11 protein-coding genes are annotated in these 13,791 nt (G+C 73.2%); 6 read left to right on the top strand and 5 right to left on the bottom strand.

The window, feature by feature from the left end:
* Positions 1-150 precede the first annotated feature (150 nt).
* On the bottom strand, positions 151-1,176 hold the full coding sequence (locus tag ACZ3IG_RS07010) for a glutathione S-transferase family protein (RefSeq protein WP_467429728.1): 1,026 nt from the start codon (positions 1,174-1,176) through the stop codon (positions 151-153).
* A gap of 245 nt (positions 1,177-1,421) precedes the next feature.
* Between ACZ3IG_RS07010 and ACZ3IG_RS07005 the strand changes: the two genes are divergently transcribed.
* On the top strand, positions 1,422-2,333 hold the full coding sequence (locus tag ACZ3IG_RS07005; protein ID WP_467430534.1) for a cation diffusion facilitator family transporter: 912 nt from the start codon (positions 1,422-1,424) through the stop codon (positions 2,331-2,333).
* 74 nt (positions 2,334-2,407) lie between these two features.
* On the opposite strand, the gene ACZ3IG_RS07000 is transcribed toward ACZ3IG_RS07005, so the two are convergent.
* Entirely contained in the window at positions 2,408-2,857 is a 450-nt protein-coding gene (locus tag ACZ3IG_RS07000) for a nitroreductase family deazaflavin-dependent oxidoreductase (protein ID WP_467430531.1), read from the bottom strand.
* A gap of 173 nt (positions 2,858-3,030) precedes the next feature.
* Between ACZ3IG_RS07000 and ACZ3IG_RS06995 the strand changes: the two genes are divergently transcribed.
* From ACZ3IG_RS06995 to ACZ3IG_RS06985, 3 genes are all read left to right on the top strand, one after another.
* The gene (locus ACZ3IG_RS06995) at positions 3,031-4,224 is read left to right on the top strand and encodes a cytochrome P450 (protein ID WP_467429726.1); all 1,194 of its coding nucleotides are present in this window, start codon (positions 3,031-3,033) and stop codon (positions 4,222-4,224) included.
* A 14-nt stretch (positions 4,225-4,238) separates the two neighbouring features.
* Positions 4,239-4,442, top strand: coding sequence for a ferredoxin (locus ACZ3IG_RS06990; protein WP_215166910.1), 204 nt, complete (start codon positions 4,239-4,241; stop codon positions 4,440-4,442).
* A gap of 66 nt (positions 4,443-4,508) precedes the next feature.
* Entirely contained in the window at positions 4,509-5,078 is a 570-nt protein-coding gene (locus tag ACZ3IG_RS06985) for a flavoprotein (RefSeq protein WP_467429725.1), read from the top strand.
* Here ACZ3IG_RS06985 and ACZ3IG_RS06980 read toward each other — a convergent pair.
* Entirely contained in the window at positions 5,018-5,887 is an 870-nt protein-coding gene (locus ACZ3IG_RS06980) for a hypothetical protein (RefSeq protein ID WP_467429724.1), read from the bottom strand. The two genes, ACZ3IG_RS06985 and ACZ3IG_RS06980, sit on opposite strands and share 61 nt — an antisense overlap.
* A gap of 228 nt (positions 5,888-6,115) precedes the next feature.
* Between ACZ3IG_RS06980 and ACZ3IG_RS06975 the strand changes: the two genes are divergently transcribed.
* Complete coding sequence (locus ACZ3IG_RS06975) at positions 6,116-7,084, top strand: aldo/keto reductase (protein ID WP_467429722.1); 969 nt, start codon at positions 6,116-6,118, stop codon at positions 7,082-7,084.
* A 10-nt stretch (positions 7,085-7,094) separates the two neighbouring features.
* Here ACZ3IG_RS06975 and ACZ3IG_RS06970 read toward each other — a convergent pair whose 3' ends face one another.
* Both ACZ3IG_RS06970 and ACZ3IG_RS06965 read right to left on the bottom strand, forming a co-directional pair.
* Complete coding sequence (locus tag ACZ3IG_RS06970) at positions 7,095-7,808, bottom strand: DUF4232 domain-containing protein (protein ID WP_467429721.1); 714 nt, start codon at positions 7,806-7,808, stop codon at positions 7,095-7,097.
* 100 nt (positions 7,809-7,908) lie between these two features.
* Positions 7,909-10,302 (bottom strand): SpoIIE family protein phosphatase, encoded by a 2,394-nt coding sequence (locus ACZ3IG_RS06965; protein WP_467429719.1) that lies wholly within the window; start codon positions 10,300-10,302, stop codon positions 7,909-7,911.
* 261 nt (positions 10,303-10,563) lie between these two features.
* Here ACZ3IG_RS06965 and ACZ3IG_RS06960 point away from each other — a divergent pair, with 261 nt between their 5' ends.
* Positions 10,564-13,653 carry a glycoside hydrolase family 2 TIM barrel-domain containing protein gene (locus ACZ3IG_RS06960; protein ID WP_467429717.1) on the top strand — a complete coding sequence of 1,030 codons (3,090 nt, stop codon included), beginning with the start codon at positions 10,564-10,566 and terminating at the stop codon, positions 13,651-13,653.
* Positions 13,654-13,791: the final 138 nt, after the last annotated feature.

Raw genomic sequence — 13,791 nt, 5'->3', positions numbered from 1 at the left:
TCTTCTTTCCCACGAAATTCCTCCTTGGTACGGCGAATGAATCGGTACGCCGAATGAATCGGTACGAATGAATCGGCACGCCGAACGAATTGGTATGCCGAACGCATCCGTACGCCGAACGGGCCGGTACCTCGAACGAAGAGGACCGGATCAGGGCCTGCCCCGCGCCGGGACCTCCTCGCCGGCGGGGACCGGGCCGGGTGGGGTGCCGTCGCCGAACGGCCGGCCGCCCAGCTCCTCGCGGTGGTGCGGGGTGAGCCAGCCGGACAGGTCGGGGCCCAGCGGCACGATGCGGGTCGGATTCACGCCCGTATGCACCTGGTAGTAGTGACGCTTGATGTGGTCGAAGTCGACGGTGTCGCCGAACCCCGGCGTCTGGAACAGATCGCGGACGTAACCCCACAGCACCGGACTCTCCGTCAGCTTCCAGCGGTTGCACTTGAAGTGGCCGTGGTAGACGGCGTCGAACCGGACCAGCGTGGTGAACAGCCGGATGTCCGCCTCCGTGATGGTGTCGCCGACCAGATAGCGCTGCCGCTCCAGCCGGGGCGTCAGCAGCTCCAGCCGCCGGAACACGCCCGCGCACGCCTCCTCGTACTCCTCCTGGCCGGTGGCGAAGCCCGCCCGGTACACCCCGTTGTTGACGTCGTGGTAGATGCCCGCCATCACCTCGTCGATCTCGTCCCGCAGCTTCTCGGGGTACAGGTCGGGCGCTCCCGGCCGGTGCAGGGCCGTCCACTCGGTCGCCAGGTCCAGGGTGATCTGCTGGAAGTCGTTGGTGACCAGTGCGCCGCTCGGCACGTCCACGATCGCCGGCACGCTCACCCCGCCCGGATACCCGGTCTCCCGCCGGTCGTACGCCTCGCTGAGGTAGCGGATGCCGAGCACCGGGTCGCGGCCGTCCGGATCGAGGGTGAACCGCCAGCTGCGGTCGTCCTGGATCGGGTCGGCGACCGCCAGGGACAGAGCCTGCTCCAGGCCGAGCAGCCGCCGGGAGACCAGTGCCCGGCTCGCCCACGGGCAGGCCCGGCTGACCACCAGCCGGTACCGCCCGGCCGCCACCGGCCAGCCGTCCCGGCCGTCGGCGGTGACGCGGTCCGCGAAATGGCTCCGGGACCGTTTGAACGCCTTCCTGCCGTACGCGCTGTTGCCGGCCTCCCCGGCGCCCTCGCTCATGGCCCTCTCCTCCCTGCCGCACGGATGCCCTGGTTGACGCGTTCCCAGTTTTCGGCCCCCGGCACGGGGCGGCCACCCACAAGAGGGTGTGATCCGGGCAGGCCGGGGGCATCCGGCGAAAGGTGAGCGGAACGACTACGCGGCAGACGACGCCCCGGACGGGCGAGGACAATGGACCCGACACACCGGAGAGCGGATCGAAGACACCGGAGAACGGGGCGACCGACCGGCGTACCCGCGTCACCGTGCTGGTGGCGCTGGCCGCCAACCTGGTGATCGCCGTCGCCAAGGCGGCCGGCGGCTTCGTCGCCGGATCACCCGCGCTGCTGTCGGAGGCGGCGCACTCCGTGGCCGACAGCCTCAACGAGGTCTTCCTCCTGGCCGCGCTGCGCCGCAGCCGCCGCCCGGCCGACCGCCGGCACCCCTTCGGCTACGGCAAGGAGCGCTACTTCTGGTCACTGCTGGCGGCCGTCGGCATCTTCGTGATGGGCGGCTGCTTCTCCTTCTACCAGGGCGTCGAGGCCCTGCGCACGGGCGCCGAGGAAGAACTGAGCGGCTACGTCGCCGGTCTGGTCGTGCTCGGTGTCGCCTTCCTCGCCGAGGGCGCCTCGCTGCTGCGGGCCCTGCACCAGGTGCGCCGGCAGGGCGGCGGTCTGAGCGACCCGGCCCTGCGCACGGTCGTCGCCGAGGACGGCACCGCGGTGCTCGGCGTGACGCTCGCCATGATCGGCATGGCGCTGCACATGGTCACCGGACAGGTGGTCTGGGAGGCGTCCGCCTCGCTCGCCATCGGCGCCCTGCTCGTCTACGTCGCCTACCGGCTCGGCCGCGAGGCCCGCGACCAGCTGATCGGCGAGGCCGCCGACCCGGAGGCCACCGGCCGGATCCGGGCCCTGCTGGAGGCCCAGCCGGAGATCGACAGCGTCGAGGCCCTGTTCACGATGAAGACCGGCCTCGACTCCACCCTGGTGGCCGCCCGCATCGACCTGGTGCCCGGCCTGGACAGCGAACGGGTCGAGGAGGTGGCCGTACGCATCAAGCGGTCCCTCGCCAACACCGTGCCCGAGGCGGGGCAGATCTTCCTGGACGTGACGGACCGGCTCGCCCGGGAGGCACGCGAAAGCCCCGCCGCGACGGGGGAACGCGACGGGGCCTGACCTTCAGGTGCCCGGCGGCGGCCGGTCCATGCACGGCCGGAGGGAAAAATTCTCAGCGGACTCCCAGCCCGCGCTCAGGAACCGCCGGCCGGCTCCAGCACGAAGACCGGGATCTCCCGGTCCGTCTTCTGCTGGTAGTCGGCGTAGTCCGGGAACGCCGCGACGGCGCGCTCCCACCACTCGGCCTTCTCCGCGCCCGTGACCTCACGGGCCGTGAAGTCCCGCTTCACCGGCCCGTCCTGGAGCTCCACCCGCGGGTCGGCCTTGACGTTGAAGTACCACACCGGGTGCTGCGGCGCTCCGCCCAGCGAGGCGACCACCGCGTAGCGGCCGTCGTGCTCGACGCGCATCAGCGGCGTCTTGCGCAGCTTCCCGCTCTTCGCGCCCCTGGTCGTCAGCAGGATCACCGGCAGACCGGTGTCCAGCAGGGTCGTGCCCTCGGTGCCGCCGGACCTTTCGTACAGCTCCACCTGCTCCCGCACCCACTGCGTCGGGCTGGGTTCGTACTCGCCCTCAAGAGGCATCTGCATCCGTCCCATCGTCGGTCGTACGGCTCACTGGCACCGAGGTCAACACCACCCGGTCGTGTTCCATTTCTACCGCCTCCCGACCGCGATCCCCGGCTGCTGCCCCGGTGCGCCGATCTGGCCGAACTTCGCGTCGCCGCCCGGTAGCGAGCGGCATCTAATGGACTGTCATGCCGGACACGACCGAACCCGTCGCCTTCCCCCAGGACCGGACCTGCCCCTACCGGCCGCCCGCCGGCTACGACCGGCTGCGCGCCACCAGGCCACTGGCCCGCGTCACCCTCTACGACGGCCGCCCGGCCTGGCTGGTCACGGGGCACGCCACCGCCCGCCGGCTCCTGGCCGACCAGCGGCTGTCCACCGACCGCACCCGCCCCGGATTTCCCGCCACCTCGCCACGGCTGGCCGCCACGGCCGGCCGCAAGGCCGCGCTGCTCGGCGTCGACGACCCCGAACACCGGACCCAACGCCACCTGGTGCTCCCCGAGTTCACCCTGCGGCGGGCGACGGCCCTGCGCCCGCGCATCCAGGAGATCGTCGACGAGCACCTCGACGCGCTGATCGCCCAGGGCCCGCCCGCCGACCTGGTGACCGCCTTCGCGCTCCCGGTGCCGTCGCGGGTGATCTGCGCGCTGCTCGGCGTCCCCTACGCCGACCACGCCTTCTTCCAGGAACAGTCCCGCCGGCTGCTGCGCGGCCCCACCGCCGCCGACGCCCTGGACGCCCGCGACCGCCTCGCCGCGTACCTCGGTGACCTGGTCGACCGCAAGCGCGCGGACCCCGGCACCGGCCTGCTGGACGACCTGGTCCACCGCCCCGGCCCGGACACCCCCGGCCGCGAGGAACTCGTCGCCCTGGCGGTCATCCTGCTGGTCGCGGGCCACGAGACGACCGCCAACATGATCTCCCTGGGCACCTACACCCTGCTGCGCCACCCCGAGCGCCTCGCCGAACTGCGGGCCGACCCCGCCCTGCTGCCCGCCGCCGTCGAGGAACTGACACGGACCCTGGCGATCACCGACGGTCTGCTGCGGGTGGCCGTCGAGGACATCGAGACGGACGGAGAGACCATCCGGGCCGGCGACGGCGTCGTCTTCGCCCTCTCCCTCATCAACCGGGACCAGGCCCTGTGCCCGGAGCCGGACGCCCTCGACTGGCACCGCCCGACCCGCCTCCACCTCTCCTTCGGCTCCGGCATCCACCAGTGCCTCGGCCAGCACCTGGCCCGCGCCGAGATGGAGATAGCCCTCGGCGCCCTCCTGCGCCGGCTGCCCGGCCTGCGCCTGGCCGTCCCGGCCGAGCGGATCCCCCACAAACCCGGCGACACGATCCAGGGAGTGCTGGAACTCCCCGTGACCTGGTAGGAAGCTGACGGACCATGCGCATCGACATCGACAAAGACGTCTGCATCGGCGCCGGCCAGTGCGCCCTGACCGCCCCCGACGTGTTCACCCAGGACGACGACGGCTACGGCGCCGTCCTGCCCGGCCGCGAGGACGGCGGGGGCAGCCCCCTGGTCCGGGAGGCGGCCCGGGCCTGCCCGGTGGGCGCCGTCCTGGTGACGGACCATCCGGCGGGCTGACACCCGGCGCGGCATCCGGTCACCCCGCACCGGTCACCCCGGCCGCCCGCTGAGTAGGCTTCCCGGGTGACCGAACGGGACCGGAAACCCTTCCTCTACGTGGTCGTCTGCGCCGCCGGCGTCGCCGCGGACGTCGGCGAGCTGATCGAAGCGGCGCAGCGGCGCGGCTGGGCGGTCGGGGTGATCGCCACCCCGACCGCCGCGACCGACGGCTTCTTCGACGTCGTGGCTGTCGAGACGCTGACCGGCCGCCCGGTGCGGGCCCGCTCACGCCGCCCCGGCGAACCCCGCCCGTTCCCCGCGCCGGACGCCGTGATCGTCGCGCCCGCCACCTTCAACACCCTCAACAAATGGGCCGCCGGCATCGCCGACACCCTCGCCCTGGGCACCCTGTGCGAGGCGCACGGCCTCGGTGTGCCCATCGGTGTGCTGCCCTGCGTGGGCGACGCGCTGGCCGCCCACCCGGCCCACCGGGAGAGTCTCGCCCGGCTGCGCGCGATGGGCGTCCGCTTCGGCACGCCGGACGCGGCCGCATTCCCCTGGGAGCGCGCGCTGGACCTCGTCGAACGTCCGGGTCAGGACCGGTCGCACCCCACCGTCGGCCCCACCAGCATGCCGCCGGTGAACACTTCCTGACCGCGCGGCATCCAGTACCCCAGCTTCGACACCACCGTGGAGCAGGCCGCCTTCAGGGCGACGCGGACCCGCACGGTGGCCGGCCGGCCCGGCTGGAGGTCGGTGAACGCGCAGTCCAGCGAGTGCTCGAGCCGGTCGGTCGACGGGTGACGGCCCACCAGCGGATTGACGCAGCGGGCGTCGTCCGTGGCCAGCTCCACCCCCGACCCCTCCTCGCCGATGAGCCCGAAGCGGGCACTGCCGTCCCCCGCGTCGCTGTCCCGGTGGACGGTGTAGGTGAGGGTGGTGACGGTGTCCGGCCGCAGCACGCGACGGTCGACCTCGACGCGGTGGGTGGGGACGGGCCTGGGCGCGCTCAGCCGGAGCGTCGCGCGCACCGTGCCGCGCAGGTCCACGCCTCCGGGCTCCGAACGCGCGCGCACGGTCGCGGTGATCTCGTACGTCCCCGGGCCCGGGTAGGCGGCGTCCGCGCCGGGCAGCGTCCCGGAGGCGACGGCCGCGCCGTCGCGCCGCGCGGTCCAGCTTCCGGAGGTCGCACAGGCGTACCGGACGGCCGCCCGGGAGCCGGTGGTACAGGTGGCGGGCGCCGAGACGGACAGGCCGCGGGCGCCGCCGCTCGCGCACAGGCTGACCGCGGCCCGCTCACCGGCCGCGCCGCGCAGGGTGCCGGCCGGGGCGCACAGCGTCGACGCCGTCCCCTCCGCCGGCTTCGGCACGGGACCCGGACGGCCCCAGGCGGACGGGACGAGGGCCAGGCACAGCACGGCGGCACCGGCCAGGACCGGGACACTTCTCGGACGGATCGGCACATCTTCCTCCGGAAACAGTGAGGGAAACGCTGACGGGAACGCTGGTGGAAACGCTGACGGGAACGGCGCGGACCGGACGGCCCGGCGCCCGCCGTCTGCGCCGAGGATGCGCGAGCCCGCCCGCCCCCGGGCCGCTCCCACGCCGTACGGTCACCTCAAGGCCGTAGGCTCGTCATAAAAGATCACTCGACCTGGAGATCACTCGTCCTGAAGGCGGGAGCGGCAACGATGCAGTACGTGAAGCTCGGTTCGACGGGCCTGGACGTCTCGCGGATCTGTCTGGGGTGCATGACCTACGGTGTGCCCGAGCGGGGTCCGCACGAGTGGACCCTCGACGAGGACGCCGCGCGGCCCCTGATCCGGCAGGCGGTGGAGGCCGGGATCACCTTCTTCGACACGGCCAACGTCTACTCCGACGGCACCAGCGAGGAGATCGTCGGACGGGCCCTGGCCGACTTCGCCCGCCGGGACGAGATCGTGCTCGCCACCAAGGTGCACGGCCGGATGCGGCCCGGCCCCAACGGCGGCGGCCTGTCCCGCAAGGCGATCATGACCGAGATCGACCACAGCCTCCGGCGGCTGGGCACCGACTACGTGGACCTGTACCAGATCCACCGCTGGGACCCGCACACGCCCGTCGAGGAGACGATGGAAGCCCTGCACGACCTGGTCAAGGCGGGCAAGGTGCGGTACATCGGGGCCAGCTCGATGTACGCCTGGCAGTTCTCCAAGGCCCAGTACACCGCCGAGCGGCACGGCTGGACCAAGTTCGTCAGCATGCAGAACCACTACAACCTGATCTACCGCGAGGAGGAGCGGGAGATGCTGCCGCTCTGCGCGGACCAGGGCGTCGGAGTGCTGCCGTGGAGCCCGCTGGCCCGCGGGCGCCTCACCCGTGACTGGGGGACCGCCACCCGGCGCAGCGAGACCGACCGCTTCGGCGGCACCCTCTACCAGGAGGGCGACCGCGCCATCGTCGAGGCCGTCACCCGCATCGCCGGCGAGCGCGGCGTCCCGCGCGCCCAGGTGGCGCTGGCCTGGCTGCTGCGCCGGTCCGCGGTGACCGCGCCGATCGTCGGAGCGGCCAGGTCCGGGCACCTGGAGGACGCGGTGGCGGCGGTCGGACTGGAGCTGAGCGACAAGGAGGCCGAGGAACTGGAGCGGCCCTACGCGCCGCATCCGGTCGCCGGGCACTGAGCCGGGCGGCTCAGGGGCCCGTGCCGGGGGTCAGGGCGGTGAGCGAGACCTCGGACTCGTTGCCGCCCACCGGCACCTCGCCGGCCTTCCAGGTCACCTCCAGGGCGTCCCGCTCGTCCGGCGGGGTGACGAGCAGGGTCGCCGGGGCGGCGGTGCGCGCCCCGCTGACGTCCGGGCTGGCGAACGACAGCGCCGACCAGGCGCTCTTGCCCGGGGTGAGGGTGACGGTCCGGGGCGAGGCGGGGTCGCGCACCGGGTCCGGGCCCAGCTGCCTGCCGGACGCGTCGACGAACGCGGCGCCCGGATAGCCGTACAGGGTGCAGGTACGGGACGAGGCGTTGGTCAGGATCACGGGGAAGTTGCGCTGGCCGGCGCCCGGGTCGACGCGGCCGACGGAGGCCCGCAGCTCGGTGGTGCGGCAGCGGCCGTCGGTGCGGGCCGAGGCCGACGCGGACCCGGCCGTGTCGGTCGGGGCGGTGCTCGGTACGGCGCTGGACGCCGGGGCGCTGGGGGAGCCCGAGCCGGGCGCGGCCGTGGTCCCGGCCGTGTTCCCGTCAGTGTTCCCGTCAGTGTTCCCGTCCGTTGCCGTCCCCGCGGTCGTCGGGGAGCGGCCCGGTGCCGTCGCCGTACCGCCGCCGTCGCCGCAGGCGGTCAGGGCGCCGAGCAGCGCGACCGCGCCCGCGAGCAGCGCCGTCCGGCGCACCGGCCGGTATGTGTTCACCATCGCTGCCTACCCTCCTGGGGATTCGTCACGACCGGACCGGGGTTCATTCCCTACGTCCTGTCTGTCCGGATGTCCCGTCGCGAGGCCGGGAAACCGGCGTTCAGCCCTGGTCCAGCAGCGTCAGCTCCGCCCAGATCGTCTTGCCCTCGGTGGTGTGCCGGCTGCCCCAGCGCTGGGTGAGCTGGGCGACCAGCAGCAGACCGCGTCCGCCCTCGTCCCAGGTCTTGGCGCGGCGCAGGTGCGGGGCGGTGTGGCTGGTGTCGGACACCTCGCAGATCAGCGTGGTCGCGTCGTGGATCAGCCGCAGCCGGATCGGCGGTGCGCCGTAGCGGATGGCGTTGGTGACCAGTTCGCTCACCACCAGTTCGGTGGTGAAGGACGCCTCCGTCAGCGACCAGGTGGCCAGCTGGTCCAGGACCTGCTTGCGGACGGGCGCGACCAGAGCCGGGTCGGCGGGGATGTCCCAGGTCGCCACCCGGGACGGGGGCAGGCCCCGGGCGCGGGACAGCAGCAGGGCCACGTCGTCGGCGGCGCCCCCCGGCGGCAGCAGGGTGCGCAGCACCCGGTCGCAGGTCTGGTCCAGGGCCGCGGATGTGGAGCCGGGCGGGGCTGCCGCCAGGGCCTCGCACAGCAGGGCGATACCGGTGTCGCCGTCCCGCTCCCGGCTCTCGATCAACCCGTCGGTGTAGAACGCCAGTACGGAGCCCTCGCTGAGGTCCAGTTCGGCCGACTCGAACGGCAGCCCGCCCACGCCCAGCGGCGGTCCGGAGGGCAGTTCGACATGGTGGGGCGATCCGTCCGGCGGAACCAGGACGGGCGGCGGATGACCGGCCCGGGCCAGGGTGCAGCGCCGGGAGACCGGGTCGTAGACCGCGTACAGACAGGTGGCGCCGACCTCGCCGGTGCCGTCGCCGCCGGACTCGTCGGAGAGCCGGACGACCAGGTCGTCGAGGTGGGTGAGGAGTTCGTCGGGGGCCAGGTCGATGTCGGCGAGGGTGCGCACGGCGGTACGCAGCCGGCCCATCGTGGCCGACGCCTGGATGCCGTGGCCGACCACGTCCCCCACGACCATCGCGACCCGCATCCCGGACAGCGGGATGACGTCGAACCAGTCGCCGCCCACTCCGGCGCGGGCCGCCGGGAGGTAGCGGGAGGCGGCCTGCACCGCCGCCGTGGGCGGCAGCTGGCGGGGGAGCAGGCTGCGCTGGAGGGTCAGTGTGGTCTCCCGCTCCCGGGAGTAGCGGCGGGCGTTGTCGATGCAGACGGCGGCCCGCGCGGTGACCTCCTCGGCCAGCAGCACGTCCTCGTGGGTGAACGGCGCCGGGCGCCGGAAGCGGGCGAAGACCGCGACCCCGAGGGTGGCGCCCCGGGCCTGGAGCGGGACGCACAGCATGGAGTGGACGCCGTCCTCCCGCACCCCCCGGAAGGGGACCTCGTCCCGGTTCCGCCACCCCTCGCCGTCCCCGGAGGGCACCGTGGTCACGATCGCGCGTCCGGTGACCAGGCACTCGGCCTGCGGGGAACCGGCCGGGTAGTCGTCGAGCCGGCCCGGTTCGGCCACCGCCTCGGGGCAGCCCGGGGTGACCGACGTATGGGCGGCCCGGCGCAGGGCCACCGGGGGCAGGGGCCGGTCCGGGTGCTCGCCGCCGTGCTCCCCCGGGTCGAGCAGGTCGACGCTGACGAAGTCGGCGAGGACCGGAACGCAGACCTGGGCCAGTTCCTGGGCGGTACGGGTGACGTCGAGCGTGGTGCCGATGCGCACGCTGGCCTCGTTGACCAGCTGGAGCCGCTCCCGGGCCCGGTGCTGCTCGGTGAAGTCGTGGACGCTCGCGCAGACACCGCGGATCCGGCCGTCGGGGCCGGTCAGCCGCGCGACGCGGGCCAGCCACGCCTGGGGGTGCGTCTCGCCGGGGACCGGCTGGAACGTCTCCACCTCGTGCGTCTTCCCGGTGACGAGGACCCGCCGGAGGTTCTCCTCGTACTTGGCGTACTCCGGGTGGCTGTCGATGTCGGTGAGCCGCAGGCCGAGCAGGTGCTCGGACGGCACCATCGTCAGACGGGCCATGGCGTCGTTGACACCGCACAGCCGCAGCTGTTCGTCGAAGATCAGCATGGCGCAGGGCGACTGGGTCAGCGCCAGGTTGACCAGGGGGTCGTCCGCCGGGTCGGGGACGCTGTCCAGCGCCGCGACCGCCAGCCAGCCGGCCGGGCGGCCGACGTCGGGGCCCCGGCGGTGGGCGAGCACCCGGGCGGACACCACGTGTCCGTCGCGGTGCCGCAGCTTCAGCACGCCGTGCCAGCGTGCGTCGCCGGGTTTCGGGAACTCGTCCTGGCCGGCGCCGGCCAGCAGGTCGGCGGCGGGCCGGCCCACGACTCCTTCCGGGGGGTGGCCGAGCAGTCTGCTCGCCCCCTCGTTCCAGTGCAGTACCACGCCGGTGTCGTCGATGACAGCCCGGGCCGTGGCGGCATCGTCGTACGGGTTGACCGGGCTCATCGTCGCCACTCCATCGCGCACACTCACAGTGAACGGTGTGTCACTTGGGGCACAGCGTAGTGCGTCACAGGGGTCGCGCGGACCCGAACGCGGTCTGTACGGCACTTGGTGGGCGCACGGGGTCTTCAACAGGCGCGACGGGGGTGGCGCGTGCGGGAGAAGTGCGCCTCCGCCCCCTTGACGGACCGCTGTGACGCGTCGACAGAATCTGTTTGTTCGCGATCACTTGTGAGTACTTCTGGGCCCTGATGAGGGAGAGCCATGACAGTCACGCGCAGATCCGTCCTGATCGCCTCCGCGGCCACCCCGGTGGCCGGGGTGCTGCCGGTCGCCCCGGGGGTGTGGGCGGCGGATGAGCAGGAAGGTTTCTCCGGCCGTCGTACCGTCGCCCTGCGGGACGGCTGGCGCTTCACTCTCGCCGATCCCGTGGGTGCCGACGAACCCGACGCGGACGCCGCTGACCCCGGGTACGACGACTCCGCCTGGCGCGAGGTCGCCGTCCCGCACGACTGGAGCATCGAACAGGCGCCCACCACCGAGCACGGCACCACCAGCGGCACCGGCTTCCTGCCGGGCGGCCTCGGCTGGTACCGCCTCTCCTTCGCACTGCCGGCCGCGCTCGCGGGCAAGCGGATCGCGGTGGAGTTCGACGGCGTCTACATGGACGCCTACGTCTGGTGCAACGGCACCGAGGTGGGCCGCCACCCCTACGGCTACACGGGTTTCGCCCTCGACCTCACCGACCTGGTGCACACCGACGGCCGGACCCAGAACGTGCTCGCGGTCCGGGTCCGCAACCGGCTGCCGAGCAGCCGCTGGTACTCCGGCAGCGGCATCTACCGCGAGGCCCGCCTGGTCGTCACCGAGCCCGTGCACGTGGGGCGCTGGGGCACGTACGTCACCACCCCGGAGGTGACCGACGAGCGGGCCGTCGTGCGGGTGGCGACCACGGTGGTGAACGCCTCCGGCGCCTCGCGCGAGGTCGAGATCCGCTCGACGGTCCGGGACCCCGACGGCCGCACCGTGGCCCGCGCCTCCTCCACGGTCACCGTCGGCGCCGACGACCGGAGCGAGACCCACGAGCTGGCCGTCGCCCGGCCCCGCCGCTGGGACTTCGCCACCCCCGACCGGTACACCCTGCGCACCGAACTGCGCGTCGGCGGCCGGACGGTGGACACGTACGACACCGTGTTCGGCATACGCACCTTCCGGATCGACCCCGAGGAGGGCTTCCACCTCAACGGCGTCCACGCCAAGCTCAAGGGCGTCGACCTCCACCACGACCTCGGCGCGCTCGGCGCCGCCGTCAGCGCCGACGCGGTCCGCAGGCAACTGGAGATCATGAAGTCGATGGGCGTCAACGCCCTGCGCACCTCGCACAACCCGCCCGACCCGGCGGTGATCCGGGTCTGCGAGGAACTCGGGATCGTCATGCTGGTCGAGGCGTTCGACTGCTGGCGCACCGGCAAGAACCGCTGGGACTACGGCCGGTTCTTCGACCAGTGGTGCGAGACGGACGCCGGCGAGATGGTCCTGGCCGCCCGCAACTCGCCCGCCGTCGTGATGTGGTCGATCGGCAACGAGGTCCCCGACTCCACCTCCACCGCCGGTCTCGCCATGGCCGACCGGATCATCGGCGCGATCAAGGCCGCCGACGACACCCGCCCCCTGGTCATCGGCTCCGACAAGTACCGCGGTATGCCCGCCAAGGGCTCGGCGGCCGACCTCATGCTGGCCAAGCTCGACGGACTCGGCCTCAACTACAACACCGCCAAGTCGGTCGACGCGCTGCACGCCGCCTATCCCCACCTGTTCCTGTTCGAGTCGGAGTCGTCCTCGGAGACCTCCACGCGTGGCACGTACCAGGAGCCCGAGCACCTCAACACCGGGGAGAACCACACCCCCGGCAGGCGGGCGACCTCCTCCTACGACAACAACCTCGCCTCCTGGACCATGAGCGGCGAGTACGGCCACAAGAAGGACCGCGACCGCAGGTGGTTCGCCGGGCAGTTCCTGTGGTCGGGCATCGACTACATCGGGGAGCCGACGCCGTACGACGTCTTCCCGGTGAAGGCTTCCTTCTTCGGCGCCGTGGACACCGCGGGCTTCCCCAAGGACATGTACCACCTCTTCCGCAGCCAGTGGACCGACGAGCCGATGGTCCACCTGCTGCCGACGACCTGGAACCACGCGGCGGGCGACACGGTCGAGGTGTGGGCCTACTCCAACGTGGACACCGTGGAACTGTTCCTCGACGGGGCGTCGCTGGGCGTGCGGAGGTTCGACACCAAGAAGACCGCCGACGGGCGGACCTACCTGGAGACCACCGAGGCCACCGGCGACGACAAGACCTTCACCGACGGCCCGTTCCCGGGCAGTTACACCAGCCCCAACGGCAGCGCGGGCAAGCTGCACCTGACCTGGAAGGTGCCCTACGCGCCGGGCGAGCTGAGGGCCGTCGCCCGGCGGGACGGGAAAACGGTCGCCACCGACGTGCTGCGCACGGCCGGTGCGCCGTACGCGATCCGGCTGACGCCCGACCGGAAGCGGCTCGCCGCGGACGGCCGTTCCCTGGTCTTCGTCACCGCCGACGTCGTCGACCGGCACGGCACGGTGGTGCCCGGCGCCGAGCACCTGATCACCTTCGACGTGGCCGGAGGCAGTCTCGCCGGGCTGGACAACGGCCGCCAGGAGAGCGCCGAGCCCTACCAGGCGACCACCCGCACCGCCTTCCACGGCAAGGCCCTCGCCATCGTCCGCTCCGGCACCCGGGCCGGGACCCTGAAGGTGACCGCCCGAGCGGAGGGTCTGCGCACGGGCACGGCCACCGTGCGCACCGAGCGGGCGGCGGACCGCGGCACCACGCCCGCGCCCGGGTTCCGGGCGGCGTATCCGGCGCCCGTGGAGACCCCGCACGCGGACGCGAGCTACTCCGGCCGCCCCGACACCCTCCCGGCCGCCATGCTCGACGGCGACCCGGCGACCGGCTGGTCCAACGGCTTCGTCAAGGCGGCCACCGCCCTGCTGCCCGCCTTCGACGGCGCCCGCGCGGAGGACTGGGTGAGCGTCGACTACGGACGCGCCCGCCGCTTCGACCGGATCGAGGTCTCCTTCACCACCGACGCCACGCACACCCTGCCCGCCGCCGTCGAGGCCGAGGTGTGGAACGGCCGGGCGTGGCGGGCCGTCGAGGGCGCCCGTACCGACTGGGCCACCGCGTCCGACCAGCCCACGGTCGTCACCTTCGACCCGGTCCGCGGCTCCCGGATCCGCCTAACCCTGACCAGCGGCCACCCCGGTGAGGCCCGGGGCGCGGTGCGGATCAGCCGGCTGGCGGCGCCGGCCGCCTGACCGGCGCCGGGGAGGGCGCACGCCCGGCCCTCGCGCCCTTCCCGGCCCACGCGGACCGTCGATCTCGCCGGCGGGTTGTACGGCGTTCTGCGGATTGCCGCGGTGCGGATGGTGCGCCTTGACTGGAGGATGCCCGGT

It is taken from the genome of Streptomyces sp. NPDC016677 (assembly GCF_055562815.1).
This window is presented reverse-complemented; position numbering and strand designations above follow the sequence as displayed.

Excerpts from the sequence above, each read along its gene's own strand:
- ACZ3IG_RS06975 (WP_467429722.1), top strand. The coding sequence starts at position 6,116 with ATGCAGTACGTGAAGCTCGGTTCGACGGGCCTGGACGTCTCGCGGATC.
- ACZ3IG_RS07000 (WP_467430531.1), bottom strand. The coding sequence starts at position 2,857 with ATGCCTCTTGAGGGCGAGTACGAACCCAGCCCGACGCAGTGGGTGCGG.
- ACZ3IG_RS07010 (WP_467429728.1), bottom strand. The coding sequence starts at position 1,176 with ATGAGCGAGGGCGCCGGGGAGGCCGGCAACAGCGCGTACGGCAGGAAG.
- ACZ3IG_RS06960 (WP_467429717.1), top strand. The coding sequence starts at position 10,564 with ATGACAGTCACGCGCAGATCCGTCCTGATCGCCTCCGCGGCCACCCCG.
- ACZ3IG_RS06990 (WP_215166910.1), top strand. The coding sequence starts at position 4,239 with ATGCGCATCGACATCGACAAAGACGTCTGCATCGGCGCCGGCCAGTGC.
- ACZ3IG_RS06970 (WP_467429721.1), bottom strand. The coding sequence starts at position 7,808 with ATGGTGAACACATACCGGCCGGTGCGCCGGACGGCGCTGCTCGCGGGC.
- ACZ3IG_RS06965 (WP_467429719.1), bottom strand. The coding sequence starts at position 10,302 with ATGAGCCCGGTCAACCCGTACGACGATGCCGCCACGGCCCGGGCTGTC.
- ACZ3IG_RS06995 (WP_467429726.1), top strand. The coding sequence starts at position 3,031 with ATGCCGGACACGACCGAACCCGTCGCCTTCCCCCAGGACCGGACCTGC.